The organism is Rhodanobacter hydrolyticus, from assembly GCF_044904645.1.
Genome location: NZ_JADIKK010000008.1, coordinates 1,887,900 through 1,914,140, shown reverse-complemented (window position 1 = coordinate 1,914,140; position 26,241 = coordinate 1,887,900). Strand labels below are relative to the sequence as shown.

General features: G+C 66.4%; 29 protein-coding genes and 1 tRNA gene. 17 read left to right on the top strand and 13 right to left on the bottom strand.

The genetic code is table 11. The annotated features are described in order from the left end of the window. Positions 1-81 precede the first annotated feature (81 nt). A complete protein-coding gene (locus ISP25_RS11260) occupies positions 82-282 on the bottom strand; it encodes a hypothetical protein (protein WP_404616354.1) in 201 nt (66 codons plus the stop codon). A gap of 110 nt (positions 283-392) precedes the next feature. On the opposite strand from ISP25_RS11260, the gene ISP25_RS11255 reads away from it, so the two are divergent. The 4 genes from ISP25_RS11255 to ligB all read left to right on the top strand — a co-directional run bounded on the left by ISP25_RS11255 (position 393) and on the right by ligB (position 6,578). Next, the gene (locus tag ISP25_RS11255) at positions 393-1,718 is read left to right on the top strand and encodes an amino acid permease (protein ID WP_404613930.1); all 1,326 of its coding nucleotides are present in this window, start codon (positions 393-395) and stop codon (positions 1,716-1,718) included. 133 nt (positions 1,719-1,851) lie between these two features. After that, positions 1,852-3,969, top strand: a complete 2,118-nt coding sequence (locus ISP25_RS11250) for a beta-agarase (RefSeq protein WP_404613928.1) — start codon at positions 1,852-1,854, stop codon at positions 3,967-3,969. Positions 3,970-4,023: 54 nt separating this feature from the next. Beyond that, positions 4,024-4,800, top strand: a complete 777-nt coding sequence (locus ISP25_RS11245; protein WP_192158621.1) for an NRDE family protein — start codon at positions 4,024-4,026, stop codon at positions 4,798-4,800. 95 nt (positions 4,801-4,895) lie between these two features. Beyond that, positions 4,896-6,578: an NAD-dependent DNA ligase LigB gene (gene ligB, locus ISP25_RS11240; protein WP_404613925.1), complete on the top strand. Its 1,683-nt coding sequence runs from the start codon at positions 4,896-4,898 to the stop codon at positions 6,576-6,578. A gap of 32 nt (positions 6,579-6,610) precedes the next feature. Here the strand turns inward: ligB and ISP25_RS11235 are convergent, their stop codons facing one another. The 5 genes from ISP25_RS11235 to dinG all read right to left on the bottom strand — a co-directional run bounded on the left by ISP25_RS11235 (position 6,611) and on the right by dinG (position 11,094). Then, the gene (locus ISP25_RS11235; RefSeq protein WP_404613923.1) at positions 6,611-7,012 is read right to left on the bottom strand and encodes a YchJ family protein; all 402 of its coding nucleotides are present in this window, start codon (positions 7,010-7,012) and stop codon (positions 6,611-6,613) included. A 22-nt stretch (positions 7,013-7,034) separates the two neighbouring features. After that, the gene (locus tag ISP25_RS11230) at positions 7,035-7,232 is read right to left on the bottom strand and encodes a hypothetical protein (protein ID WP_192158627.1); all 198 of its coding nucleotides are present in this window, start codon (positions 7,230-7,232) and stop codon (positions 7,035-7,037) included. Positions 7,233-7,321: 89 nt separating this feature from the next. Further along, on the bottom strand, positions 7,322-7,900 hold the full coding sequence (locus tag ISP25_RS11225) for an NnrU family protein (RefSeq protein WP_404613921.1): 579 nt from the start codon (positions 7,898-7,900) through the stop codon (positions 7,322-7,324). Between the two features lie 53 nt (positions 7,901-7,953). Beyond that, on the bottom strand, positions 7,954-8,505 hold the full coding sequence (locus tag ISP25_RS11220; RefSeq protein ID WP_404613919.1) for a HutD/Ves family protein: 552 nt from the start codon (positions 8,503-8,505) through the stop codon (positions 7,954-7,956). A gap of 492 nt (positions 8,506-8,997) precedes the next feature. Next, positions 8,998-11,094: an ATP-dependent DNA helicase DinG gene (gene dinG, locus ISP25_RS11215; RefSeq protein ID WP_404613917.1), complete on the bottom strand. Its 2,097-nt coding sequence runs from the start codon at positions 11,092-11,094 to the stop codon at positions 8,998-9,000. A 109-nt stretch (positions 11,095-11,203) separates the two neighbouring features. On the opposite strand from dinG, the gene ISP25_RS11210 reads away from it, so the two are divergent. Then, positions 11,204-14,122, top strand: a complete 2,919-nt coding sequence (locus ISP25_RS11210; protein WP_404613915.1) for a bifunctional diguanylate cyclase/phosphodiesterase — start codon at positions 11,204-11,206, stop codon at positions 14,120-14,122. A 26-nt stretch (positions 14,123-14,148) separates the two neighbouring features. Here ISP25_RS11210 and crp read toward each other — a convergent pair whose 3' ends face one another. Continuing rightward, complete coding sequence (crp, locus tag ISP25_RS11205) at positions 14,149-14,844, bottom strand: cAMP-activated global transcriptional regulator CRP (protein WP_192158636.1); 696 nt, start codon at positions 14,842-14,844, stop codon at positions 14,149-14,151. Between the two features lie 285 nt (positions 14,845-15,129). Here crp and speD point away from each other — a divergent pair, with 285 nt between their 5' ends. Both speD and ISP25_RS11195 read left to right on the top strand, forming a co-directional pair. Further along, positions 15,130-15,915: an adenosylmethionine decarboxylase gene (speD, locus tag ISP25_RS11200; RefSeq protein WP_192107335.1), complete on the top strand. Its 786-nt coding sequence runs from the start codon at positions 15,130-15,132 to the stop codon at positions 15,913-15,915. A 37-nt stretch (positions 15,916-15,952) separates the two neighbouring features. Then, positions 15,953-16,282: a low molecular weight protein tyrosine phosphatase family protein gene (locus ISP25_RS11195; protein ID WP_404613912.1), complete on the top strand. Its 330-nt coding sequence runs from the start codon at positions 15,953-15,955 to the stop codon at positions 16,280-16,282. Between the two features lie 10 nt (positions 16,283-16,292). Here ISP25_RS11195 and coq7 read toward each other — a convergent pair whose 3' ends face one another. From coq7 to ISP25_RS11180, 3 genes are all read right to left on the bottom strand, one after another. Then, a complete protein-coding gene (gene coq7 / locus ISP25_RS11190; RefSeq protein WP_192158640.1) occupies positions 16,293-16,934 on the bottom strand; it encodes a 2-polyprenyl-3-methyl-6-methoxy-1,4-benzoquinone monooxygenase in 642 nt (213 codons plus the stop codon). Then, positions 16,931-17,203, bottom strand: coding sequence for a hypothetical protein (locus ISP25_RS11185; protein ID WP_404613910.1), 273 nt, complete (start codon positions 17,201-17,203; stop codon positions 16,931-16,933). Before ISP25_RS11185 ends, coq7 begins: the two co-directional genes overlap by 4 nt. A gap of 153 nt (positions 17,204-17,356) precedes the next feature. After that, positions 17,357-17,410 carry a 4Fe-4S binding protein gene (locus tag ISP25_RS11180; RefSeq protein WP_225578449.1) on the bottom strand — a complete coding sequence of 18 codons (54 nt, stop codon included), beginning with the start codon at positions 17,408-17,410 and terminating at the stop codon, positions 17,357-17,359. Positions 17,411-17,588: 178 nt separating this feature from the next. Between ISP25_RS11180 and rplM the strand changes: the two genes are divergently transcribed. From rplM to ISP25_RS11160, 4 genes are all read left to right on the top strand, one after another. Beyond that, complete coding sequence (gene rplM, locus ISP25_RS11175) at positions 17,589-18,017, top strand: 50S ribosomal protein L13 (protein WP_192158642.1); 429 nt, start codon at positions 17,589-17,591, stop codon at positions 18,015-18,017. A gap of 9 nt (positions 18,018-18,026) precedes the next feature. Continuing rightward, entirely contained in the window at positions 18,027-18,419 is a 393-nt protein-coding gene (rpsI, locus tag ISP25_RS11170; RefSeq protein ID WP_077484758.1) for a 30S ribosomal protein S9, read from the top strand. A 54-nt stretch (positions 18,420-18,473) separates the two neighbouring features. Then, a tRNA-Gln gene (locus tag ISP25_RS11165) sits at positions 18,474-18,547 on the top strand. Between the two features lie 305 nt (positions 18,548-18,852). After that, positions 18,853-19,116, top strand: a complete 264-nt coding sequence (locus ISP25_RS11160) for a hypothetical protein (RefSeq protein ID WP_404613907.1) — start codon at positions 18,853-18,855, stop codon at positions 19,114-19,116. A gap of 348 nt (positions 19,117-19,464) precedes the next feature. Here the strand turns inward: ISP25_RS11160 and ISP25_RS11155 are convergent, their stop codons facing one another. The 3 genes from ISP25_RS11155 to ISP25_RS11145 form a co-directional block, all read right to left on the bottom strand. Next, positions 19,465-19,869, bottom strand: coding sequence for a hypothetical protein (locus ISP25_RS11155; protein ID WP_404613906.1), 405 nt, complete (start codon positions 19,867-19,869; stop codon positions 19,465-19,467). Beyond that, on the bottom strand, positions 19,866-20,357 hold the full coding sequence (locus ISP25_RS11150) for an Mpo1 family 2-hydroxy fatty acid dioxygenase (RefSeq protein ID WP_404613904.1): 492 nt from the start codon (positions 20,355-20,357) through the stop codon (positions 19,866-19,868). The genes ISP25_RS11155 and ISP25_RS11150 overlap by 4 nt, the downstream gene beginning before the upstream one ends. A 189-nt stretch (positions 20,358-20,546) precedes the next feature. Continuing rightward, positions 20,547-21,443, bottom strand: a complete 897-nt coding sequence (locus ISP25_RS11145) for a phosphoribosylaminoimidazolesuccinocarboxamide synthase (RefSeq protein WP_404613902.1) — start codon at positions 21,441-21,443, stop codon at positions 20,547-20,549. A 117-nt stretch (positions 21,444-21,560) separates the two neighbouring features. Here ISP25_RS11145 and ISP25_RS11140 point away from each other — a divergent pair, with 117 nt between their 5' ends. The 6 genes from ISP25_RS11140 (at position 21,561) to ISP25_RS11115 (ending at position 26,227) form a co-directional block, all read left to right on the top strand. After that, positions 21,561-21,875 carry a c-type cytochrome gene (locus ISP25_RS11140; protein WP_404613900.1) on the top strand — a complete coding sequence of 105 codons (315 nt, stop codon included), beginning with the start codon at positions 21,561-21,563 and terminating at the stop codon, positions 21,873-21,875. Further along, positions 21,872-22,678, top strand: coding sequence for a co-chaperone DjlA (gene djlA, locus ISP25_RS11135; protein WP_404613899.1), 807 nt, complete (start codon positions 21,872-21,874; stop codon positions 22,676-22,678). The genes ISP25_RS11140 and djlA overlap by 4 nt, the downstream gene beginning before the upstream one ends. A 92-nt stretch (positions 22,679-22,770) precedes the next feature. Further along, positions 22,771-23,439, top strand: coding sequence for a ribulose-phosphate 3-epimerase (gene rpe / locus ISP25_RS11130; protein ID WP_192158651.1), 669 nt, complete (start codon positions 22,771-22,773; stop codon positions 23,437-23,439). 890 nt (positions 23,440-24,329) lie between these two features. After that, positions 24,330-25,019 (top strand): proteobacterial dedicated sortase system response regulator, encoded by a 690-nt coding sequence (pdsR, locus tag ISP25_RS11125; protein WP_192158653.1) that lies wholly within the window; start codon positions 24,330-24,332, stop codon positions 25,017-25,019. After that, positions 25,016-25,585, top strand: a complete 570-nt coding sequence (locus tag ISP25_RS11120; RefSeq protein WP_404613896.1) for a hypothetical protein — start codon at positions 25,016-25,018, stop codon at positions 25,583-25,585. The genes pdsR and ISP25_RS11120 overlap by 4 nt, the downstream gene beginning before the upstream one ends. A gap of 42 nt (positions 25,586-25,627) precedes the next feature. Next, positions 25,628-26,227, top strand: a complete 600-nt coding sequence (locus ISP25_RS11115; RefSeq protein ID WP_404613894.1) for a hypothetical protein — start codon at positions 25,628-25,630, stop codon at positions 26,225-26,227. The last annotated feature ends 14 nt before the right edge of the window (positions 26,228-26,241 follow it).

Genomic DNA, 26,241 nt, shown 5'->3' with positions numbered 1-26,241 from the left:
CATCCACCGTGCCCCAGAACGTGCCCAGTCGTATCAGGCGTGGCGGATGCAATGAGTGGATTCGTCCAGCACTTCCACATGCTAGAGGCTCTGGGCCCTTGATGAGGTAAACCACAGCGACAGCGGTGGGATGCCAGTCCGCTTCGTGCTCAGGATGAACAGCTTGTTGGCGCGTGCCCAGTCTTGCAGCAGGGACTGCACGGCGCGGTAATGCTGCCATCCCCAGTAGCTGGCTATAACGGCGCCAACCGTGGCCAGCAGCAGCGGTGTGGGATGGGTCATGGCGTTCGATTTCTCCGGAGCTCGGGATAGGGTGCGCTGGCCAGGCAGGCCGTGCGGGCCATGGCGTGGCGGGGCTGGTGGAAGTGCCGGCACAATGGCAAGGTTGCCGGATGACGAACGAAACCAGCTCCCCTGCCTACCTGCGCCGGCTCGGCGTGTGGGACGGCGCGATGATCGTGGTCGGCGGCGTGATCGGTGCCGGTATCTTCCGCACGCCGGCCACGGTGGCGGAACGCACGGCTTCCGGCCTGCCGTTGCTGGCGGTGTGGGTGCTGGGCGGCCTGCTCACGCTCACCGGCGTGCTGTGCTACGCGGAGCTGGGTTCGCGGCGGCCCCACGCGGGTGGCATCTACCTCTACATCCGAGAAGCCTTCGGTTCGCTGCCGGGCTTCCTGTTCGGCTGGGCGATGGCGCTGATCAACTACCCCGGCAGCGTGGCCGCGGTGGCTACCACCTTCGCCGATTATTTCTGCAAGGCGCTCGACCTGCCGTTGCCGTGGGTGAAGCCGGTGGGCGTGGCCGCAATCGTGTTCATCGTGGGAGTGAACCTCACTGGCATCCGCGCCGGTGCGATGATGCAGAACATCTTCGCGGTGCTGAAGCTCGCTGCCATCGCGATGCTGGTGGCGGTGGGGCTGGCGCTGGCGCACGGCCATCTCGGCGGCGTGCTGGCGACCGACACCACGCATCCCGTATCCGGCGGAGCCTTCGTGGGTGCGTTGCTGCCGGTGCTGTTCACCTACGGCGGCTTCCATTATTTGAACGACCTTGCCGGAGAGGTGCGCGACCCGCAGCGGACGCTGCCGCGCGCCCTGCTGCTCGGCATGCTGGGCGTAGTGCTGGCTTATGTGCTGGCGAACGTGGCCTACCTCACCGGCCTGGGTCACGCGGGACTGGCCAGCAGCTCCGCGCCCGCGGCCGACCTGATGCGGCGGCTGTTCGGTGAGACCGGCGCCAAGGTGATGGCGGTCGGCATCGCCTGCTCCACCTTCGGCTATTGCAGCATCGCCATCGCCGGCGGCGCGCGCGTGATGCAGACCATGGGTGCCGACGGCATGCTGTTCCGCGCGGTGGGTTACATCGACCCGCGCACGCGCACACCGCAGGTGGCGCTGGTGGCGCTGGGCGCGTGGACGGTGGTGCTGGTGCTGTGGGGCAACTTCGGTCAGCTGGTGGACTACACCGCCGTGGGCGAGTGGCTGGGCCACGCCGTCGGCATCGGCACGCTGTTCTGGTACCGCTGGAAGTTCGTGGACGAACCGGCGCCGTACCGCGTGCCGCTGTTCCCGCTGATGCCGCTGGTGTTCGTGCTCACCGTGACCGGGGTGATCGTCGCCACCGCGATTTCCTCGCCGCGCGATGCGGGCATGAGCCTGCTCATCATTGCGCTGGGCGCACCGGTGTACTGGCTGTGGCAGTGGTGGCAGCGGCGTTGAGCATACGTAGCGCTCGCAGGGAGTGCAGGTCCGAAGGGTCGCGGTCAAAGCCGTTTCCACTGCACCTGCCGACGCAAGCAGTGCCCGCCGCGCAGGCACCGACAACACACGAATCATGCGGGGTAGACGTGCCATGAAACGAGCTTGGCTGCTTGCCGTCGCGACCTTGTTTGCCGCCCCCCTGATGGCGACGGAAGTGGCCGACATGACGGCGGCCTCGGCGCACCTAGACCTGCAGCACGTCACGCGCATCGCAGCGCCGGAAACCGCGCAGGACGGCGTGAGGCAGCAGCGCTACACCTTCCAACCTGCCGTGCAGCCGCAGATCACGGTGATGCCCGCGCAAGGCACGTGGAACTGGCAAGGGCAGGGCGAGTTGCACCTGCGTGTGCAGAACGCGATGCCGTGGGCGGTCACGCTGGCAATCGACATCGAAGGCGCGGATGCAGGATCGCACCTGCACGCCGTAGTGGCTTTGCCCGCGGGACCTGCGCAGATTTTGGCGGTTCCGCTGCGGGCCGCGTCGCCCTTGGCCTTCGGCATGCAGGTGGGTCCGACCAGGCCGTTCGAGGACGGTGGCCGGCACATGCTGGTGGCGACCGTGGTGGAGGGGACGCTGGATCTTTCCGCCGTGCGTGACGTACGGCTCTCCATGCCTGCGCCGCAAGCCGCGCAGTCCATCCTGCTTGGCCAACTGGACGTGGTGGCGGACGAGCCCGTTCTGCACGAGGCCTATACGGGCATCGTGGATCGCTACGGCCAGTACACGCGCGGGGACTGGCCGGAGAAGGTCGCCGACGATGCCGCGCTGCGCGCCGCCGTGGTGCGGGTGCCGCCTGTTGCACCGGCCGGCGGCGAGGACCGCTATGGCGGAAGTCCGGGCATCCATCTGCAGGCGACGGGCTGGTTCCATGCGCAGAAGGCCAAGGGTCGATGGTGGCTGGTCACGCCGGAGGGCAACGGCTTCTTCTCGCTGGGCGTGAACACGGTGAGGAGCGATGACGTCCGCACCTACGTGCAGGGCCGCGAGTCCATGTTCCGCGACCTGCCGCCGGACAGTGGTGCGTGGGCCGCGTTCTACGGCACGGGCGACAACCGCAACGCGGAGCAGGGCGCGGGCGCCGGCCGCTGCTGCAACCATGGCCGCTGGTTCGATTTCTACGCCGCCAACCTGTATCGGGTGGATGGCCGGGACTGGCTCGCCGCATGGCGCACGCGCACCCTGGCGCGCCTGCACGCCTGGGGCTTCAACACGATCGCCAACTGGAGCGACCCTGAGCTGGATGCGATGCACCAGTTGCCGTACACGCGCTCGATGGACATCCGGGGCGACTTCGGCAACGTCGCCACCGGCTACGACTGGTGGGGACGCATGCCCGATCCCTTCGACCCGCGCTTTGCGCAGGCGGCCGACACGGCGGCGTCCAGGGCCGCACAGGGCGTGCGCGACGACCCGTGGCTGCTGGGCTACTTCGCCGACAACGAATTGTCGTGGGCCGCGCCCGGCCCGAACGGCCGCTGGGCGCTGGCCGTCGGCACGCTGCGCAGCGAGGCGCGCAGTGCGGCCAGGCAGGCCTTCGTTGCGGATCTGAAACGCGAGTACGGCACGCCGGACAAGCTCGCGAAGGCATGGGGCATCGCGCTGGCTTCATGGGGTGCACTGGATGCCGGCAATTTTCCCGCCCCAGAGCCGGACGAGGCGCATCCCGCCATCGCCGCCGACTACAGCGCATGGCTGCGCCGCTACGCCGGGCAGTACTTCCGCATTGTGGCCGCCGCGATCCATCGCCACGATCCGCACCATCTGTATCTCGGCAGCCGCTTCGCGGTCAGCACGCCCGAGGCCATCGAGGTCTGTGCCCGGTACTGCGACGTGGTGAGTTTCAACGTCTACGCCGACGTACCGGAGCACGGTTTCGATGCGGCGGCGATGCACAAGCTCGACAAGCCCGTCATCATTTCCGAATTCCATTTCGGCTCAAACGATCGCGGCCCGTTCGGCCAGGGCGTGGTGTCGGTGGAGAGCGAGGGACAGCGTGGAGCGGCCTACGCACGCTACCTGCAAGCGGCCGCGGCGGATCCCGACATCGTGGGCACGCACTGGTTCGAATACGTGGACGAGCCGGTGACCGGTCGCCTGCTTGACGGCGAGAACGGGCACTTCGGCCTGGTCGGCATCACCGATATCCCCTTTGCGGGTTTCGTCGAGGCGGTGCGCAAGGCGAACGCGGAGTGGCGACGAAGGCCGTGATGCGGCGGTTGTCGGCGGGGTTATGCTGGCGGACCGATTTCTCCGGAGCAACCCATGTGCTTGATCGCATTCGCCTGGCAGGCGCATCCGCGCTGGCGGCTGGTGCTGGCTGGCAATCGCGATGAGTTCCATGCGCGACCCAGCGCGGAACTGGCGCGCTGGGCGGATTTGCCCATCGCCGCCGGGCGCGATCTCGAAGCGGGAGGCACGTGGCTGGGCGTGACCGATGCCGGTCGTTGCTGTGTGGTCACCAACGTGCGTGATCCGCGCGATCCGCAACGTGGTGCCTCGCGTGGCCTGCTCGCCACGGACTATCTCGCGGGCGCGGCGGATGCGACAGCACATGCGCGGGAGCTGCTGGTTTCTGCAGCGGACTATCGGCCGTTCAACCTGCTCACCTTCGATGCACGTGCCGCGTTCTATCTCGGCAACCGCCCGGAGCCTCGCGCCGAGGCGGTGGGGCCGGGCGTGCATGGCCTGTCCAACGCCGACTTCAACACGCCATGGCCGAAGACGCGTGCATTGATGACACGCTTGCAAACATGGCTGGTCGCGAGCCCGGACGAAGATTTCGCGCCGCTGTTCGCCGCGCTTGCCGACGAGCAGCAGGCGCCCGATGCGGAATTGCCGGATACCGGCGTGGGTCTGGAGCGCGAGCGCTGGCTTTCCAGTGCTTTCATCCGCGGCGAGCACTACGGCACGCGTGCGAGCACAGTGGTGGCGATCGGCCACGATGGACTGGGCGTGATCGTCGAGCGTCGCTTCGGGCCCGAAGGCCGCTTCCTCGGCGAAAGCCGATTGGGCATCGGTCCACATGCCGCCACGGACTGAGGCGCCACGCCTACACCGCACGGCGTGTCCCGCTGTCTGACCTTGCGCGCAGCGGCGATTAGCGTCGTTGCTCCCGTCACGACTGGAGCGCGCGCATGCACCGGGCTTGCCTGTTGTTGATCCTGGGCGCGTCGTCCATTGCCACGGCGCACGCAAACGATTGTCCCGACTGGCCGCCGGAACAGGCGCGCAAGGAGATGTCCGCGCTGCGCGAACGATTGGACGGCTGGAACCACGCCTACCGCGTGGAGGGCGCCTCGACAGTGAGCGATGCCGTGTATGACCAGGCCGAGAAGCAGCTTGCGGCGTGGCGGCAATGCTTTCCCATGCAGGCGCCGGCGCCGTTGGCGCATCTGGCCGACGATGGCGGACGCGTGTTGTCGCCAGTGGCACAGACCGGTCTGGCCAAGCTGCCGGACGAGGCCGCGGTAACCGCATGGATGCAGGCGCGTGGCAACCGCGACCTGTGGGTCCAGCCCAAGGCCGATGGCGTGGCGGTGACGCTGGTTTATGTGGATGGTCGGCTGCGACAGGCCAGCAGCCGCGGCGACGGTCTGCACGGTTCGGACTGGACCGCGTTGGCGCAGTCGATCGATGCGATCCCCAAGCGCCTGCCGAACGCGCTGGCACGCATAGTCGTGCAGGGTGAACTGGTCTGGCGCCTGCCCGGCCACCTGCAAGCCGACGCGGGCGGCGTCAATGCGCGTTCGGCAGTGGCCGGCGCATTGGCGCGCAACATGCTGGATGACGCGACGGCCGCGAAGATCGGCCTGTTCGTCTGGGACTGGCCCAGCGGTCCGGCCGACATGCCGTCGCGGCTTGCCGGGCTGCGCGCGATGGGTTTCGCCGACAGCGCGGCGCTCACGCAGCCGGTATCCGGGATCGCCGAAGTGCGGCGCTGGCGCGATCAGTGGTACCGCCACGCATTGCCGTTCGCCGCCGACGGCACCGTGTTGCGCCAAGGCCATCGGCCGCCTGCCGACATGTGGAAGGCCAGTCCGCCGGACTGGGCGGTGGCATGGAAGTATCCCGCCGCCACCGCCTTGGCGGAGGTGCGCGCGGTGACGTTCACCGTCGGGCGCAGCGGTCGCGTCACGCCGGTGTTGGAAATCGCACCGGTGCAACTCGACGATCACCGCGTGCAGCGCGTGAGCATAGGTTCGCTCGCGCGCTGGCGCGAGCTCGACATCCGCCCGGGCGACCGGGTCGAGCTTGCGTTGGCGGGACTGACCATTCCACGCCTGCAATCGGTGGCGTGGCGCGCGTCGCAGCGTGTCGCAGTGGATGTGCCCGACCCTGCGGATCACGGTCCGCTCACCTGCTGGCATTCCACGCCCGGTTGCGAGGCCCAGTTCCAGTCACGACTCGTTTGGCTGGGCGGCAAGCAGGGCTTGCGGCTGCATGGCGTCAATGCGGGCACGTGGCAGGCGTTGACGGACGCCGGCCTGGTCCACGGCCTGCTGGACTGGTTGAAGCTTGCGCCTGCACAACTCGCGGCAGTGCCGATGCTGGGCGAAGGCCGGGGCACGACCCTGGCGAAGGCGTTCGCCGATGCGCGCCAGCGGTCATTCGACGATTGGCTGCAAGCTCTGGGCGTGCCGGACGATGCCGTGAATGAAGGTGAAGATTGGGCGGCCCTGGTTGCCCGGGGCGAGGAAGGTTGGCGTGTTCATGGCGCCAGCGCGTCACGCGCCCGACAGCTCGCGGCCTTCTTTGCGCACCCTGATGTGCGTGCACTGGCGGCACAGTTGCGCGCGGTCGGTGTGCAGGGGTTTTAGAGCTTGCCCATGCCCCAGGCGCAAAGGCGCGCTTACAACAGCTCCCCGTCCACGTAATACCAGCGTCCGGCCTCGCGTACGAAGCGGCTGATCTCATGCTGGCGCTGGGCGCGGCCGCCGCCCAGGCGGTAGCGGGCCACGAATTCCACCGTGGCGTGATCTGCGTCGATGCGTTGCTCGTTGCCCACGTCCAGGCCAAGCCAGGTCGGCGCGGGTTGCTGCGCGGCGAGCCGCAACGAAGCGGGGCGGGTGTCGGCGTGCCAGGTGGCCAGCAGGTAATCCTCGCGCTTGAGCACGTAGGCGCTGTAGCGCGAACGCATCAGTTGCGCGGCGCTGGTGGCTACCGCACTGCCGTCGTGCAACGGACCGCAACAGAAGGCATAGCCGGCGGGATCGCCGCAAGGGCAGGGCGTGAGCGTGTCGATCGCCTTCATGCCGCGGCGGGCGGCGTATCGGTCAGGCTGGCCTGCCGCGCAGCACGCGGGCGGGCAGCATCAGGATCGCACCGAGGAAGGAGAAAACCGCGCTCACGGTGATGCCGACCAGCCGGAACGGCAGGCAGATCAGCCACACGATGGGGTACAGCACCAGCGCCAGCAGCGCGAGCGGCCAGCAGAAAACCAGCAGCAACAGCCAGAGCAGGAAGGCGGCCATGACATGACCTCGCGGAGGAATGGATGGACAAACTTTAGCGCGGATCTGCAGTGCCTGCGCAGTGTCTTTCGGCACCCAGGCAAGTGCATTTACATCACCGGCTTCACCCCGATCAGCAGCGCATGCAGCCAGAACGCGAACAGCATCCAGGCCGCCACGCCCACCACGACGGCGGTGATGGTGCCTTTGAGCGTGCCGGGCGGATAGATTGTGCCCTCGCGGCGATCACGCCGGCGCGAGGCGGCGAACAGCACCACGGCCCACAGCAGGAAGGCGCCGAACAGCACCACGTCGTGCAGCATGCCGGTGGCGAGCAGATGGCCGAACGCCCACGTCTTCACTGCCAGTACCTGCGGATGGTGCAGCCGCGCCTTGATGCCGTTGCGCGGCACCCGCGCCGCGGCGAGCAGCACAAAGGCCACCAGGGTGAACAGCGCGTTGAGCCGCATCAGCCACGCCGGCGGCGAATACAGCAGCACCGGTTCGTGCCGTGCCAGTCCGAAGCCCCAGCAGATCAGCACGAAGCCGACCAGCGAGACCAGCGCGTAGATGCCCTTCCAGCGTTTCTGGCCCAATCGGGCGATCTGCCGGGCACGCCAGCCGTCGGCAAAGATGCGCAGCGAATGCATGCCGAGAAACAGGACGAGACCGAGGATCAGCACAGACATGGCAGGCGGCTCCGCAGATTGGTGTTGTGAAGTATAGGCAACTCAGGGTGACATCACGGATGCAGCTCGACGCGCACCGCCAGGGCCAATGCACCCTCCTGCAGTACCAGCGCACCGCTGCCGGGACGCCATGCGTCGCCCGTGTGCAGCAGGCCTTCGTCGGTATCGACGGTTCCCCGGGCGCAGTACACCAACGCGATGGAAGCATCGGGTTGCCGTGTGCCGGCGCTTCGCCAGGTCTCGATGCCGCCGCGCACGCGACCACGGCGCAACATCAGATTGAAATCCCGGCTGGGTCCGCCGGCCAGAGTGATGTCGACGCCCGTCTCGCCGGCGAACGCGAACGGCACGCACGGGGTGGTAAGCGAATGGTGGCGACCGTCCCCCATCTTCATCGTGAAGCCCTCGCCATCAAGCAAGGCGATGACGCGGTCGATGCCTGGGAATGGGGAAAACGGTGCGGCGTTTTCCACTTCGGCGATGCTCACGCGCCACTGGAAATCGTCCATGGTCGCGGTGGCGGGATGGATGATCAGTTCACGGGTGCGGCCCATGCCGTTCTTCCAAGGTTTGGCTGGGGAATCGGCGAGTTTGGTGATGGACATGGCTTAGGTGTGGTTTGGCGGGTTTGTGTGAGTCGCGCATGGTAGTCATGCATTTGGCAAGGATTGTCGCAGGCTATAGAGAGGATCAATTCGCTCGTTACCGATGAAATTCTGGTCATCGTCCGCTTGCGGGAGAGGAGCTTTTGCCCTATGCGTCATCGCAAGTTCCAAAGCGGTTTCGTGTTGCTGCAGCAGCCCAAGCTACTTCTCTTTTGTGTGCCCACGCACACGCAGGAGCGCGTGCGTGGGGCGAAGCCGGCCCGGAGTCAAAGAGAAGTAGCCAGAGAAAAGGGCACCCCGCGGTGGCGCTTTTCGTCCATCAGTTGACGGAAAGTGCGTGAGGAGCGGCCGGGCTTTTCGTCCGGACCTCCTGCCTGGTCGAAAAGGCGAGTCCATCGGTGGACTCGCCAGCAGCGCGGCCTGATCCTCCTCGCCTCCTCAGCCCGCTTACGCAAGCGGGCAAAGAGAGCGAATCCGCCGCAGGCCGCCTCCCTATCTCTCGATCACCCGCCTGAACGGCGGCAACGCCCGCAGCATCCCCGCACCATAGCGCTTGGTGACCACACGCCGATCCAGCAGCACGATGCGGCCGGTATCGCTTTCGTTGCGGATCAGGCGTCCGCAGTACTGGGTGAGCAGGCGGGTGGCCTCGGGAATGCTCACTTCGATGAAGGGATTGCGCCCCCGCGATTCCAGCCACTCCGCATAGGTGGCACCCACCGGATCGGTAGGCACGGCGAAGGGCAATTGCGTGATGACCACGGTTTCGCACAGCTTGCCGGGCAGGTCGAGGCCTTCGCCGAAGCTGGCCAGGCCGAACAACGTGCTGCCGCGGCCCGCTTCGATGTCCGCGATATGTTCGGCGATCAGTTGCGTCTTGCCCAGCGAGCCTTGCGCGCGCACTTTGCGCACCTTGTCGATGGGCAGGCGCTGCAGCACGCGGTCGAGCTTGGCGCGCGAGGTGAACAGCACGAGGTTGCCTGCGCTCCAGTCGAGGTGTTCGGCCAGCCAGTCGCTGATCGCTTGCGCGTGCTCCTCGCGTGCGTCGGGCAGGGCATCGATGGCGGGCACTTCGAGTTGTGCCTGCGCGGCGAGGTCGAAGGGCGAGGGCAGGCTGAGCGTGGCCGTGTCGTCGGGCAGGCCCACGGCATCGGCGTAACCGCGGAAGTTGCCGCCTGCGCTCAACGTGGCGGACGTGAGCACCACGCCGCTGGCGTTGCCCCACAGCACGCTGCGCAGCAGACCCGCAGCGGACACCGACGAGGCGTGGCAGACCAGTTGCTGGTCGCCGGTAAGCGTGACCCAGCGCGCCAGTGGTGGCGCCTGGTCGGGATCTTCCGAGGCCCATGCGTGCCAGCAGGAAGCCTGCTTGCCGATGCGTTCCAGCGCGATGCCGAGCTCGCGCGACAAGGCTTCCTGGGTGGGGCCACCGTCAGTCATCTCAACCACCGCACGACGCACGGCGGCGAGCCAGCGCTGTACTACGGAGGTCTGCAGGCTGAGCATGCGTGCGTGTTCGACCCAGGCTGCCGGCAGGCGCCCCAGCGAGCCGCGGTACATGGGTTCGGTTTCGGCAGGATCGGGCAGCCAGCCAAGGCGGATCTCCTTCTCCAGCGCCTCCAGCGTGTCGCCGAGTTCCTGCAGCTTCGTGTCGCCGGCATCCAGGGTGAGCTTGCCGAGATTTTCCTTGTCGGTGAGCGAATAGGCCGCGTGCACCTGGCGCCCGAGCCGGCTCAGCTGGCGTACGGTGACGGCCATGTGCACGTCGGAGGCACCGCGGTCGATCGCCTTGCCTGGGATGTGGTGGGCCTCGTCGAACACGTACAGCGTTTCGTCCGGGCGCGGCAGGATCACGCCACCCCAGTTGTCGTCTTCGCCCGGCATGGTGAGGTCGGCCAGCACCAGGTCCTGGTTGGCCACGATGATGTCGGCGTCGTCCACCGCGCGGCGTGCTGCGAAGAACGGGCAGACCATGAATTGTCCGCACTTGCGGTTGGTGCAGCCGCCGGCGCTGGTGGTGAGCATGGGGCGCAGCAGATCGCCGACGGGTTCGGGTGCGGCGTCCATGTCGCCGTTCCAGGTGTTGTCGTCGAAGGCCAGCGCGAGCTTGGCTAGCGCTTGTTTCTCGCGTTCCGCGGGCGGCCTGCTCCACAGCGCGAGGTCGGCGTCGAAGCCGAAGCTGCCCTGCGTCGAGCCGGCAACGCTGTTGCGCGCCATCGCCAGGTTGCGCGGGCACAGGTAGCGACCGCGGCCCTTGGCCAGCGCGACCTTGGCCGCGTGGCCGGAGAGCTGCAGGTACAACGGAATGTCGCGCTCCACCAGCTGTTCCTGCAACGCCACCGTGGCGGTGGCGATCAGCAGCTTCTTCTTCTGCGCGCGCGCCACCTCGTAGCCAGCGATCAGGTAGGCCATGGACTTGCCGGTGCCGGTGGGCGCCTCGATCGCGACAACACCGCCCGTACTGGCCAGTGCCTTGGCCACCTCGGCGATCATCTTTCCCTGCGAGGCGCGCGGGCGGAAGCCGGGCAGGCCGTCTTTCAGGCGCGCATAAGCGGCGCGGATGGCATCCTTGGTGGTGTCGGCGAGCATGCGGGAGTCCGGGGCGAGCCGGTCATTCTACCGGGCAGGCTTGCACGAATCGGTGCTGTGCGCCGCCGCGGCTGGGCGCTACCATCAGGCCGGGAGAAATCATCGGCACATGAATTCATACCGCGAGCCGCATGCCACGATTCCGAGCGAAGCCGACCAACTGGTCTGGCTGGGCCGACTGATCGGTGCATCCACGACGCAGGCCGTGGCCGAGCTGGTGGTGGAACTGCTTCGCGCCTGCCCGGCCTGCCGCGATGCCCGCGTGCTGTGGCTGGAGCGCGGCGAATGCCGCGCCACCAGCGGCAAACCGGATGTGCGGGACACGGCGCGCATGCTGGCGGTGTTGAACGATGGGCACGGTGCGCCACCGCTTGCCGACGGCGAACTGCGGATGCGGCTGGCGCCGGATGTTCCGGCCGTGCTGTTCGTGTTGCATCGGGACGCCGCAGCCGGCCCGTCGGTGCGCACGGTGCTGGAGCGCTGCCTCGCGCTGGCCGGGCAGCAACTGCGGCAACTGCTGGCGCTGGCTGAGTTGCACGATTCGCATCACCAACTGGAGCGTTCGGAAAACCTGCTGCGCGCGCTGTTCTCCATCGCCGACCTCGCCGGTGCCGACCTCGACATGCCTGAGCTGCTGCGCGGCATCCACAGCATTGTCGGCACGCTGATGTATGCGGAGAACTTTTTCATCGTGCGGCACGATCCCGAAGGCGGCACGACGCGTTTCCTGTACTACGCCGACACCGAAGACGCCGAAGGCCCCGACATCGTGCGGGAGGATTCGCTGGAGGCGATGCGCGGCTCGCTTACCTGGCACCTGCTCACCCTGGGCCGGCCGCTGATGGGCAGCACCGAGCAGCTAGCTGCGCAGATTGGCGTTCCGCTGAATGTGATCGGCCCCGACAGCGTGGACTGGCTGGGCGTGCCGATGCTGCGTGAGGGACGCGTGCACGGCGCACTGGTGGTGCAGAGCTATCGCCAGGGCATCGGCTACTCCGATGAGGATCGTGCGGTGCTCGGCTTTGTTGCCGAGCACGTGCTCACCGCACTGGAGCGCAAGCAGACCAAGGACGAGCTGGAAGACCGCGTATTGCAGCGCACCCGCGAGCTGGCCGCCGCCAACCGCGAGTTGCAGGAGGAGGTGCTTGAGCGCCAGCGCGCGGGACGCCTGCAGTCGGTGCTGTTCCGGCTGGCCGAGCTGGGCACGGCCGACCTCGACGAGGAGGCGTTCTATCGATGCGTGCATGCCGAGGTCGGCAGTCTGCTCGACGCGTCCAATTTCTACATCGCCCTGCTGGACGAGGAAGAGCAGCAGTTGCACTTCCCCTACTACATGGATGCCGGTGTGCAGAGCGCATTCAGCCTGTCGCTGGGGCAACGCAGCATCACCGTGTACGTATTGCGCACCGGCAAGCCCTGGTTGGGCAGTCGCCACGAACTGGATGCCTTGGCAAAGGAGGGCAAGATCGTGCGCCGCGTCATCGGCGTGCCGCCTGCCTGCTGGCTCGGCGTGCCGTTGCGCGCGGGCGATACGGTGATCGGCGTGGTCGCCGTGCAGGGTTACGACGACGAAGTGCGCTTCGGCGCGGCGGACCAGGAGCTGCTCAGCTTCGCCGCGCTGCAGATCGCCAACAGCATCCATCGCCGCCGTGCCGCCGCCGCGCTGCTGCAGGCCAACCTGCAGTTGGAGCACCGCGTGGAGGCGCGCACCCGCGAGCTGCGTGAGCAGATCGCCGAGCGCGAGCAGATGCAACGCCAGCTGCGCCACGAAGTGATGCATGACCCGCTTACCGGCCTGCCCAATCGCGGCTTCCTGCGCGAGCGGCTGGGCGAGCGGTTGGCGCGGCGGTCGTCGGACAAGCCCTGCGCGTTGCTGTACCTGGACGTGGATCGCTTCAAGGTCATCAACGACAGCCTTGGCCATCTGGCCGGAGACGCTTTCCTTCAGGCGGTGGCGAACCGCCTGCGTGCCTGCGTGAGGGTGCCGGACGTGGTGGCGCGGCTGTCGGGCGACGAGTTTGCGATCCTGCTGGACGCGGTGGTCGAACCGGCGGTCGCCGAGCGCATGGCGCACGGCGTGTTGCTGGCGCTGCGCCAGCCGCTGTCGATCGGCGGTCGCGAGCTGGAGCCCTCCGCCAGCGTGGGCATCGCGATTGCCGCGCAGCACGAGCGGGCCGACGCCTTGCTGCGCGACGCCGACATCGCGCTGTACCGCGCCAAGCAACTGGGACGCGGCCGCTACGCGCTGTTCGACGAGACGATGGAGCGGAATGCGGTAGACGAGCTGGCGCTGGAAGTCGAGCTGCGCCATGCCCTGCAGCACGGCGAGTTCGTGCCGTACTTCCAGCCGATCTTCCGGCTGGACAACGGGGAAGTGGTGGGCCACGAGGCGTTGCTGCGCTGGAACCACCCGCGGCGCGGCGTCTTGCCGCCGGGCGACTTCGTGCGCGTGGCCCGGGACTGCGGCCAGCTGGAGGCGATCGACTGGCAGTTGTACGGCAAGGCCTGCGAGCGCATGGCGCAACCGGATGCGGGCGACGGCTTCGTGACGATCAACGTTTCACCGCTGCATCTTCGCCATGCGGGTTTCGACCGCCAGTTGCTGCAGTTGCTGGCGAGCAGCGGGTTGCCGCCGGAACGTCTGCTGATCGAGCTGACCGAGGACGCGCTGCTGGAGGATCCGGTGCTGGTGCGCGCCACGCTGGAACGCCTGCGGGCCGCCGGCGTGCAGGCGGCGCTGGACGATTTCGGCACAGGCTATTCCTCGCTGGGATACCTGCATTCGTTGCCGCTGAGCAAGTTGAAGATCGACCAGATGTTCGTGCGCGAACTGGACACTGCCGGCGGCGCGGGCGCCAACACCGTGGTGTCGGCGATCCTTACGCTGGCCGCGCGCGCGCTGGGCATCGACGTGATCGCCGAGGGCATCGAAACCGAAGCGCAGCGCGATGCGCTGCGTGCGATGGGCTGCGAATTCGGGCAGGGCTTCCTGTTCGGCCGCCCGCAACCGCAGCCGCATGGTGTCTAGCGCATAGCGGTCGCGTGCGCGGCCGGTCAGCGCGTGCCGCGCACCACGATGGTCTTGCCGGAGACGTCGATCATGCCCTGTTCCTCGAGCTGCTTGAGCACGCGGCCGACCATCTCGCGCGAGCAACCCACGATGCGGCTCACTTCCTGGCGCGAGATGCGGATCTGGGTGCCCTCGGGGTGGGTCATCGCATCCGGTTCCTCGCACAGGTCGAGCAAGGTGCGCGAGATGCGGCTGGTGACGTCCATGAAGGCCATGCGGCTCACCTGGCGCGAGGTGCGCAACAGTCGGTTGGTGAGTTGGGCGCCGATGGCGAACAGGATCTTCGGGCACTCTTCGGCCAGCGGGCCTTTCATCAGCGTGAACAGGCGCTCGTAGCTGACTTCGGCCATTTCGCACACAGTGCGCGTGCGCACCACCGACTCGCGCTGCGACTGTTCCACGAACAGGCCCATTTCGCCGATGAACTGGCCGCGGTTGATGTAGGCGAGGATCAACTCGCGGCCTTGCTCGTCCTCGGTGCATACCGCCAGCGAGCCGTCGATCACGTAGTACAGCGTGTTGGCCGGGTCGCCGGGCCGGATGATCGCGGTCTTGCTCGGGTAGCGGCGGCGATGGCAGAGCGCGAGGAATCGCTCCATCGAGGCCGGGTCCGGGGCGAAGGCCAAGGGCGCCTGTGAACGCTCGAAGGCCTGCTGGAGCTGATATTTGAGTAGCGCCACGATGTCTGGTTTCTCTGTGTTATGCGGTTGCGCGCGCTGCCGGTGGCTGGTTCGCCGCCGGGTCCTCCCCTATCCCCCCATTATGGCAAAGCCGTGATGGATTGACGGAGGTTCAGTTTTTCGGGATTTTGCCCCATACTTCGCAGTCTTTCGCTCGCGGCCAGATGTCGCGGGCGTCCACCGGATCATGGGAGACAAGGGTCCCCACGATCCGAATTCCCGCGGGGACCCTTGGTGCTAACCCGCCTCATCTGCTGACCGTTGATCCGGTCATGGAGAGTCGTCGTGGTCAAGCCGTTGCCCCGCCTGCGCCTGCAGGGTTTCAACAACCTCACCAAGGCCCTGAGCTTCAACATCTACGACATCTGCTATGCGGTGTCGGAAGAACAGCGCCAGCGCTACATCGAGTACATCGACGAGCAGTACGACGCCGATCGCCTCACCCAGATCCTCACCGACGTGGCCGAGATCATCGGCGCGAACATCCTCAACGTGGCCCGCCAGGACTACGACCCGCAGGGCGCCTCGGTCACCATCCTGATCTCCGAGGAGCCGGTGGTGGAGAAGCTGGGCCGCGACTCGATCGCGGGCGCCGTGGTGGCGCACATGGACAAGAGCCACATCACCGTCCACACCTACCCCGAGACGCATCCGCACAACGGCATCGCCACCTTCCGTGCCGACATCGACGTGGCCACCTGCGGAGTGATCTCGCCGCTGAAGGCGCTGAACTACCTGATCGACAGCTTCGAGTCGGACATCGTGGTGTGCGACTACCGCGTGCGCGGCTTCACCCGCGACGTGAAGGGCAAGAAGCACTTCATCGACCACAAGATCAACTCGGTGCAGGACTACCTGGCGCGCCACATCCGCCAGAAGTACGAAATGTTCGACGTCAACGTGTACCAGGAAAACATCTTCCACACGAAGATGCACGTGAAGGACTTCGATCTCGATACCTACCTGTTCGACGCGCATGCCGACGACCTCTCGTTCAAGGAGCGCCAGCGCATCGAATCGCTGCTGCGCCGCGAGATCGAGGAGCTGTTCCACGGCCGCAACCTGATGTGACGAAAAGCCCGCCGGAAGGCGGGCTTTTTCTTTGCCCATGACGCTACGCGTTCTGTTCGTCTGCAGCCGCAACCGCTTGCGCAGTCCCACGGCGGAGGCCGTGTTTGCCGGTGTGCCCGGCGTGGAGGCGGATTCCGCGGGCGTGGCCTCGGATGCCGAAACGGTACTCGACGCGGCGCAGGTGGACTGGGCCGACCTCATCGTGGTCATGGAGCGCCGGCACAAGGCGGTACTTGCCCGGAGATTCGGCGCCGGGCTCAAGGGCAAGAGGGTGGTGTGCCTGGATATTCCGGACCGCTACGACTACATGCAGCCCGAGCTGGTGGCGCTGCTGGAGCAGAAGATCGGCCCCTTGCTTGCCGGTTGAGCGGTACGGCTCAGACCCGGTACGCCACCTTCTTCATCACCATCGAACTGGCCTGCATCAGCTGCGGGATCGGGAACGGCAGGTCGATCCCGCCGCGCGCCTGCGCCTCCCGCCCGTGGCGTACCTCGTCGGCCTGCATCTGTGCCAGCACCGCGCGCGAACGTTCGTCCTGCGCAGGCAGGCGATCCAGGTGCTCGGCCAGGTGCGCTTCCACCTGGCGCTCGGTTTCCACCACAAAACCCAGGCTCACCGCGTCGCCGGCCAGCGCGGCCAGCGCGCCGATGGCGTAGCTGCCGGCATACCACAGCGGGTTGAGCAGGCTGGGGCGGCTGTCCAGTTCCTTCAGGCGTTCGGCGCACCACGCGAGATGGTCGGTTTCCTCGGCGGCTGCGTGCAGCAGGTGCTCGCGGTTCGCTTCGTTGCGGGCCAGCGCGGCCTGGCCGTCGTACAGCGCCTGCGCGCAGACTTCGCCGGTGTGGTTGATGCGCATCAGGCCGGCGGCATGGCGGCGCTCGGTGTCGTCCAGTTCCGCGTGGGGAGTGCCGCGGGCAGGCGAGGCGCGGTTCGCCTCCGGCGCGCCGGCCACGGTCTCCAGTGCGCGTTCGATGCCGGCGAGCAGACGATCCAGCGGGCTCAGTGTGCGTGCGTTCAAGGGCGATCCTCCAATTGCTGCGCCAGCAGGCTCAGCGGATGTTGCGTGGTCCAGTGCGTCGCGTCGTCGCCGGCGGCGAGGTGCAGGCGGCAACCGATATTGGACGACAGCAGCCGCGCCGGCGCCAGCGCGGCGAGCGGTTGCAGCGCGGCTTCGCGCAGTTGGACCGCGCGCTCGGGAAATTCCAGCAGGCTCAGCGGCCGTCGGGGGCGTCGCGGCGCCGGGCCGAGCAGGGCACGCGTCCCGACCAGCAGCTCGTCATAACGCACCTCGGCGGGGCAGGCCCGCTGGCAACTCAGGCAGCCCAGGCAACGGTCGAGATGGGAGCGCAGCTCCGCCGTAGGCTCGGCTGCGCCGCGGGCCAGCGCGGCGGCGATGGCGATGCGTCCGTGCGGCGACTCCGTTTCGCTGCGATCCAGCGCCTAGGTGGGGCAAGCCGGCAGGCACAGGCCGCACTGCACGCACTGATCAGTCAGTCCCGCGATCCGTATGGGGGCTGTTCAAGTGCCGTGCCAAGCATGCTATCATCGCCGGCCCACAGCCCACCCACTCGGTGGACTTGCGCAGGCGGCGAGAGCTTCGCTATCATTCCGCCTCTTTGCTTCACCGATTAATGTGCAACCGCCCTCGCTGGCGGCATACGGGTATCTTGAGATGAAAACTTTCAGCGCCAAGGCAGAAAGCGTCAAGCGCGACTGGTTCGTAGTGGACGCCACGAACAAGACGCTCGGTCGCCTGTCGACCGAAATCGCGCGTCGCCTGCGCGGCAAGCACAAGCCTGAGTTCACCCCGCACGTCGACACCGGCGATTACATCGTCGTGGTCAACGCACAGAAGGTGGCGGTCACCGGCGCCAAGCTGGACGACAAGATGTACCACCGCTTCACCGGCTACGTCGGCAACCTCAAGACCACCAGTCTGAAGGACCTGCTGGCCACCCACCCGGAGCGCGTGATCGAGATCGCCGTCAAGGGCATGCTGCCGAAGAACGCACTGGGCCGCGAGATGTATCGCAAGCTCAAGGTGTACGGCGGTGCCGAGCACCCGCATACCGCGCAGCAGCCGCAGGCGCTGGAAGTTTAAGGAACCATCATGGCGATTCAGCAGAATTACGGCACCGGCCGCCGCAAGACCTCCGCCGCCCGCGTGTTCCTGCGCAAGGGCACCGGCGCGATCGAAGTCAACGGCAAGACCCTCGACCAGTTCTTCGGTCGCGAGACCTCGCGCATGATCGTGCGCCAGCCGCTCGAACTGACCCAGAACACCGACAAGTTCGACATCAAGGTCACCGTTGAAGGCGGCGGCATCACCGGCCAGGCCGGCGCGATCCGCCTCGGCATCGCCCGCGCGTTGATCGAGTACGACGAAAGCCTGAAGTCGTCGCTGCGCAAGGCCGGCTTCGTGACCCGCGACGCCCGCGAGGTCGAGCGCAAGAAGGTCGGTCTCCACAAGGCCCGCCGCGCCACCCAGTTCTCGAAGCGCTAACCGCGCTTCGACGTGCGGCGCTCCAGGTCAGAGCGCGCCGACACGCCAGAGTCTTGGGAGATCGTCTAATGGTAGGACTGCAGACTCTGACTCTGCCTATCTAGGTTCGAATCCTAGTCTCCCAGCCAAAACTGAAAAGCCCTTGAGAAATCAAGGGCTTTTTCTTTGCCTGCGATTTCGTGCGCGGGCGGTTCGGTCGGTACAAGTCATGCGTCTGGCGCATCATCTTTGATTTCCAGGTGTTGATCTGCATCTGGCGCGAGGGAGGTGGGCCCGGAGATTTCCGGGTTCACCTATCGGCATGCACCGTATCGGGCATCCATTGCACAATGTGACGTCCATCACTGCTATCGTTCGCCATTGTTGGCAACCAGCAATGCCAATGTGTCGACGGTACTGGCTACACCATTCCCTGATCACCGGAGAGTGCTGCATGAGCATCGTCTTCAACATCATGGAAGACACCCGCGGCCTGTGGCGCGTTTGCCGCGAAGATGTATCCGTCCTTGAAGATCTTTCCTTTGCATCGGCGATCAGGCACGCGCGCCAATTGGCTCGCGACATGCACGCCGCCGCCCGGGTGACTACCAAGGTCGTCCTCTCGTCTCCCGAGTACGAAGTGATCCTGGTACAGCATGCGCGACCGGCCGATTCGTCGGAGCCTTGGCAGCTGGATAACGAGTCGGCGGCTGCCTAACGAACGGTGGCTCTCAACGCATCGCGACCAGCACAGTCGGCCGATGTCTGTGGAGGCATTTCGTTGAAGAGCTCCCACGCCGCTCCCACGCCGACGCTGCGCGTATGAGCAAGATGGTGCCGCCGTCGAAGTGACGGACCCGCACAAGCACTTCGCGAGCAGGGGCGAGTGCTGCGCATCCTCGGCCAACAGTTGGGCCTAGTGCCGTACAGAGCCAGATGCGGCTGAAAGGTGGCCTGCCGCCCGATTGCGGAAGATGCGGCGTTGAGGCTAGTTGCCCTGGCCTCTATGAGGCGGGGCGGTTGTCTTTGGCATTTAGCGATGTCGACTTCCGGGTTGAATCCGTCTTCAAACCAACGTCGTCACCACCCCAAACCCCACCGCCATCACCGCCGCTACTGCCAGACACGCGCTCCCCGCACGCACCCGCCGCGCATCGACCCTTGGCGTCAACCGCCACACCATCGCCACGCCCGCCAGCATGTCCACCACCAGCGCCCAGCGCAGCAACCCGGAAGTGAGCAGCGCACGGAACGGCGGATGCAGGTGGCCTTCGTACGCAGCCACGCCAACCACCAGCAGCAAGCCGAGCAGCGTCCACAGCAGGCAGGCAAGATAGACGCGGTTGAATACCACGTTGCAGCGTTCGGTCCAGCGCAGCACCGACCAGACGATCAGCGCGCAGAACAGGGCGCCGATGCTGCCGTAGAGCACCCACCACACCAGGCTGCTGACGAGGGTGAGGGAGTTCATACGGCGTGCTTGAAGCCGAGCCGGCGCAGCAGCTTGGCCATCAGCCAGGCCGGACCGATCAGCAGGTAGGCGAGATCGGTAAGGAAGCTGGGCCTGCGGCCTTCGAACTTGTGGCCGATGAACTGGCCGATCCACGCCACCACGAACACGCCGACGGCGAGCCAGCGCAGATTCGTTGCGCCGAGCTGCCCGTACAGGAAATGGGTGAGCAGGCCGAGGACGGCGAAAGCGAGCAACAGCGCCAGCGCCAGGCGGCGCGAGTGCTTCCAGTACCAGTAGAACGCCAGCACCATCGCCGCTACCGCCCAGGCGCCGGGACGCAGGTAGGCACTCGGCACGGGCGCCGTCCACAGCAGCGCGATCACCGTCCACACGATGGGTGGCACGCAGCACCAGTGGAAGACCTGGTTCACCGGGTTGCGGTGGTCGTTGCTGTAGCTGTCCAGCCAGTCCTGCATGCTGCGCGGGTTTGCGGCTTGCGTGGCCATCGTGCGCTCCCCTCGTGAGTCAGGGTGCAATAGCAGCACGGCGATGGCGGGTGTCGCAAGCCGTGGTGCTCGCATTGTCGTCATCCCCGCGAAAGCGGGGAGCCAGCGACTTCAATCCCTTGCATGCAAAGACGCTGAATTCGCGCTTTCGCGGGAACGACGAGCAAAAGAAGCCGGCTGCCGGAGGTCTCAGTCCAGCCGGATGCCCGCCAGCCGCTCCAGCGCCTCGGCGTACTTGGCAGCCGTGCGTGCGATCACCTCATCGGGGATCACCGGACCGGGCGCGGTCTTGTTCCACGGCTGGGTTTCCAGCCAATCGCGCACGAACTGCTTGTCGTAGCTGGGCGGGCTGATGCCCACCTGGTAGCTGTCGGCAGGCCAGAAGCGCGAGGAGTCCGGCGTAAGCATCTCGTCCATCACGTAGAGCTTGCCGTCGGCATCGGTGCCGAACTCGAACTTGGTGTCGGCGATGATGATGCCGCGCTCGGCGGCATAGGCAGCGGCCCACTGGTAGATGGCGAGCGTGGCGTCGCGCACCCGCCCGGCCAGCTCCTGGCCCACCGCATTCACCACCGCGTCGAAGCTCACGTTCTCGTCGTGGTCGCCCACGGCAGCCTTGGTCGATGGCGTGAAGATCGGCGCCGGCAGCTGTTGCGCCTGCTTGAGGCCCGCGGGCAACGCGATGCCGCACACCGTGCCGGTCTTCTGGTAGTCCTTCCAGCCCGAGCCGATGATGTAGCCGCGCGCGATGGCTTCCACCGGTACCGGCTTCAGGCGACGCGTGACCACGGCGCGCTTTTCGTAGAGCTTGAGGTCGGTGCCTGGCGGCAGCACGTCGGCCAGCGGCACGTCGAGCAGGTGGTTGGGCACGAGATGCGCGGTCTTGCCGAACCAGAAGTTGGAGATCTGCGTGAGCATCTCGCCCTTGCCCGGAATCGGATTGGGCAGCACCACGTCGAACGCGGAGAGCCGGTCGGTGGCCACCATCAGCAGGCGCTGGTCGTCCAGCGCATAGACGTCGCGTACCTTGCCGCGATGGATCAGTTCCAGGCCGGGCAGGTTCGATTGCGGCAGGGTGGTGGGCACGACGGCGGTTCCGTGGGCGAATGGGGAACGCGCATTGTAACGGCTGGCGCAGGTGCCGCCGCGGTCAAAGGCGGACTGCGCTGCTAGAATTCGCGCCTTTGGGCCCGGCTCTCGTCGATGCGCAACCTGTTGATCACGGCACTCTGCCTTGTCGTCGCCCTCCCGGGAGTGGCGCAAACGGTGTCGCCCAAGCCGTCGAGGCTGGGCTTGTGTGCGGCTTGCCATGGTGAAACCGGCGTGGCCGTGATGCCGGGCGCGCCCAACCTTGCCGGGCAGCGGTTGGATTACTTGCGCGCGGCGCTGAAACACTACCGCGACGGCAGCCGCGACGTGCCGGTGATGCGTGCGGCGATCGGCCCGCTCAGCGATGCCGAGCTGGATGCGGTGGCGCGCTGGTACAGCGTGCAGATTCCGGCGGCGGCCAAGCTATGAACTTTGGCTACACGCTCTGGTTCGGCTTCTTCGGCCTGCTGATCGGCCATCTGCCTGGTGCGATCACCGGCGCGGTGATCGGCTTCGTGTTCGACAACCTGCGCCACAGCCAGCGCAAGCAGGCCACGCCGGAGGCGGGCGGTTTCATCGGGCCGCTGTTTGCCCTGCTCGGCGCGGTGGCGAAATCCGATGGTCGCGTTTCCGAGGCGGAAATCGCGATTGCCGAACGCATGATGACGCGCATGGGCCTGGACTCGGCGCAGCGCCAGCAGGCTATCGCCAGTTTCAATGCGGGCAAGCAACCCGAGTTCGACGTAGCGCCCACCATCGAGGATCTGCGCCGCTGGGCCGGCCTGCGACGCGACCACGCGTTCCCCGTGCTGGACGTGGTGATCGACACCGTGATTGCGGAAGGCAATCCGCCGCCGGAGAAGATGGCGATCCTGCACCAGCTCGCCTTCGCCCTGCGCGTCAGCGACATGGAGCTGATGGCGCTGATGGCGATGAAGGGCTACGCATGGAACGCGGGCAGCACGGGCGGCCGCGGCGGCCACAATTACGGCGGTGGCGGCTACGTGCCGCCGCAGCGCAATACCCACGGCCCCGATCCCTACGCCGTGCTGGGCATCGAGCGCAGTGCCGACGACCGGGCGGTGAAGCGTGCCTACCGCAAGCTGATTTCCGAGCATCATCCCGACCGTCTCGGCGACCTGCCCGAAGCCATGCGCAAACAAGCCGAGGCGCGTGCCAGCGAGATCAATGCGGCCTACGAGCGGATCAAGGCGGAACGCGGTTTCAAGTAGGAGCGCACCCTGTGTGCGAAAAGCCGACGAAGCAGTGACGCCGTAAACTCCCATCGCGCACAGGGTGCGCTTCTATCAGCAGAGCCGACGCCATGAGCAAGCAGAGCCCCGTCATCGCCCCTTCCATCCTCGCCGCCGACTTCGCGCGGCTGGGCGAAGACACCGCCGCGGCGCTGGCCGCAGGTGCGGACTGGGTGCATTTCGACGTGATGGACAACCACTACGTGCCCAACCTCACCATCGGTCCGATGGTGCTGCAGTCGCTGCGCAAATACGGCATCAGCGCGCCGATCGACGTGCACCTGATGGTGAAGCCGGTGGACCGCATCGTGCCCGACTTCGCCAAGGCGGGTGCCACGCTGATCAGCTTCCACCCCGAGGCCAGCGAGCATGTCGATCGCACCATCGGGCTGATCAAGGATTCCGGCTGCAAAGCAGGCCTGGTATTCAATCCGGCCACTTCGCTGGATTGCCTGGACTATGTGCTGGACAAGCTGGATCTCGTGCTGATCATGTCGGTGAACCCCGGCTTCGGCGGGCAGAAGTTCATCCCGATGGCGCTGGAGAAGCTGCGCCGTGTGCGCCGGATGATCGACGAGCGCGATCTGCCCGTGCGGCTGGAAGTGGACGGCGGAGTCACCGCGGAGAACATCGGCGCCATCGCCGCCGCGGGCGCGGACACCTTCGTCGCGGGTTCGGCGATCTTCCACGCCAAGGACTACCGCGCCGAGATCGCCGCGATGCACGCGGCCATCGGCTGAATTCCGCGTGTAAAGCAGGCTGCAAATCCGCAGGGAGCGATATTTGACGACATGCCGGCGATGGCGGAAGAGCGCCATTGTTGAATGGCGGCTGCAAAAAGCCCCGGCGCTGGAGAGCAGCACCGGGGCAAACGCCATTGCATGACGTGCGAGGAGACACCATTGACCGACGCCTTGGCGCGGATACGGTCACCGGGGAGGGGAGTTCGATAGCCGCGTCCGCGCCATCCACGGCAATGGAGATGGCGCCAGTCGGTAAGTCAGACAGGCCCCTGTCGGATTGGTTCCCGGGAACCGTCGGGGGGCTTTCGGCATCGCACCAGCGATGGTTCCAGACACGATCGCGGCAGAAGATGGACGGCAAAGGCCGCCAGAAGCGGCTTTTGACCTCGTATCGCAGATGATCCGCGGGATATGGCCACAAGGCGGCCGCAAAAAAATCCCCTCGCATGGAGGGGATTGAAGGAACCGCCATGATGGAGGGGGAAGCTTGACCGGGCCGGCTGTCTTATGGGTTTCCTTGCCCCGCGGCCGGCACGCTTCCCTGCGCACCGGCCGCACTCCGGCCTTCCACGGGAAAGTGTCAGTGCAGGCCCATCAGCAGGCCGAGCAGAAGTGCGCCCAACGCCAGCGTCACCCGCAATGGTTCGAAGCTGCGCAATTCGGCATTGGGATCGCGGTCGGCGGCGTCGTTGCGGGTCATGGCGGCATTCCGGTGGGCGTTTGAGGCATTTCACGCCCCGCTGCGGTCATGCGGGCGGCGCGCTTGGGGCCGCTTTCCGCCGGTTTGTGGCAAAACGCGGGCGGCGACGATGCGCAGCTTGCGTCGGCGGCGCGCACATAGCACGCTGCGCGCCACCGCATCGCACCATCGAGCACTGGAGCCGCCCATGGGCCGTAGCATTGCCATCGTCGAGGACGAACCGCTGATCCGCGCCAACTACGTCGAAGCGCTCAACCGCTTCGGCTACGACACGCGCGGCTACGGTTCGCGACGGGAGGCGTCCAACGCGTTCGCGATCAAGCTGCCCGAGTTGGTCATCATCGACATCGGTCTTGGCGACGAGCCGGAGGGCGGTTTCGACCTCTGCCGCGAGCTGCGCGCAAAGTCCGCCACGTTGCCGATCATCTTCCTTACCGCGCGCGACTCGGATTTCGACGTGATCTCGGGCTTGCGCCTGGGTGCGGACGATTACCTCAGCAAGGACACCAGCCTGCACCAGCTCGCCGCGCGCATCGCCGCGCTGTTCCGGCGCATCGAGTCGCTGAAGGCGCCGACGGCCAGCGAAACGGTCATCGAGCATGGCCCGCTCAAGATGGAGTCCGAGCGCATGCGCATCACCTGGGACGGCGCCGAAGTGCCGCTCACCGTCACCGAGTTCTGGATGGTGCACACCCTGATCCGCTTCCCCGGCCACGTGAAGAACCGCGACCAGCTGATGCGCGAGGCGGAACTGGTGGTGGACGACGCCACCATCACCTCGCACATCAAGCGCATCCGCAAGAAGTTCATCGCGGTGGCGCCGGAGTTCGACGCGATCGAGACCGTGCACGGCGTGGGCTACCGGTGGAGGCCGTGAACGCGCGCGGCTGGTTGACGCTGTCCCTGCTTGTTTTCTGCACCTCCGCCATGGCGGCCCAGACTGGCGACGACGTGCTGGCCCACGGGGCGCGCGATGGCGATGCGCCGGCATGGTCCGTCGCCGTGGCCAGCCCTGCAGGCTGGACCCGCGACTGCTGCATGTATGCCAAGGCCATCGGCGTCGATGCCGTGCTTTACCAGGGCGAATGGACGGGCAAGCCCGACCGCGTGATGGTGCTCAACACGTGGTCGCGCAAGCTGGCGACGCTGGCCGACGAAGTGGCGGCCGATCGCAAGCAATACTTGCAGCGTGATGCCAAGGGCAAGGCCACCGACCTGCGCATCGGCAATCCGCACATGCCCTGCGCAGGCGTGGTGTACCAGGGCAGCGACCGCATCGACGACGTGGTGGTGTTCTGCGATCCAGGTCAGGTCAGCGGCATCCGCCTGAGCTGGTCGATGAGCTTCGCCGACGGCGACGCTACGCTGCACCCGTTGCTTGATGCGTTCATGCAGGTGGTGACCAACACGCGCTACGAACGTTACGTCGAGCCCAAGAAGTGATGAGCGGTGCGCCTGCATCGCAAGGTAGCCAGGGAGGCTGCAATGAAGAGCATGATCGGTTTGTGCTTTTCTTTGTTGATCCCGTTTACGGCATGTGGCGCCGGTGTCGACAAGAATCCGGGGGTGCTGGTCTACGGGGGCGGTGACGGAGAAATTCCCGGTTGGGCCATATTTACCGATCTGCCAATGGGATGGACGCCGGATTGCTGCGCTCACGCGAAGGCTATCGGCGTGAACCTTGCCCTGTATAAAGGTGAATGGACTGGCAAGCCAGAGAGGGTCATGTTGCTCAATATTTGGACGGCCAGAGCGCCGACGCTGAGTGCCGATTTTCAAAAGGATCGCCAGCGTTACCGGACGAGTTATCCAGCAGCCAAGGACGTTGCATTCCCTGTTGCCAACACACACAAGCTCGCATGCCTCGGTTCCCTCTACCAAAGGGATGACCACAAGGACGATGTGGTCGTTTTCTGCGAGCCGGACAAGGCAAGCCGCATACGCCTTTCCTGGTCGATGCTTATTGCTGCCGACGATCCAGAGCGGCAGCAAGTACTGGCAGCATTCAAGCAGGTTGTCGAGCAGTCGATGTACATGAAGTACCAAGACGGAACAGGCAAACAGAAGCTGCAAGGCAACAAATGAGTTTGCCTTTCGGT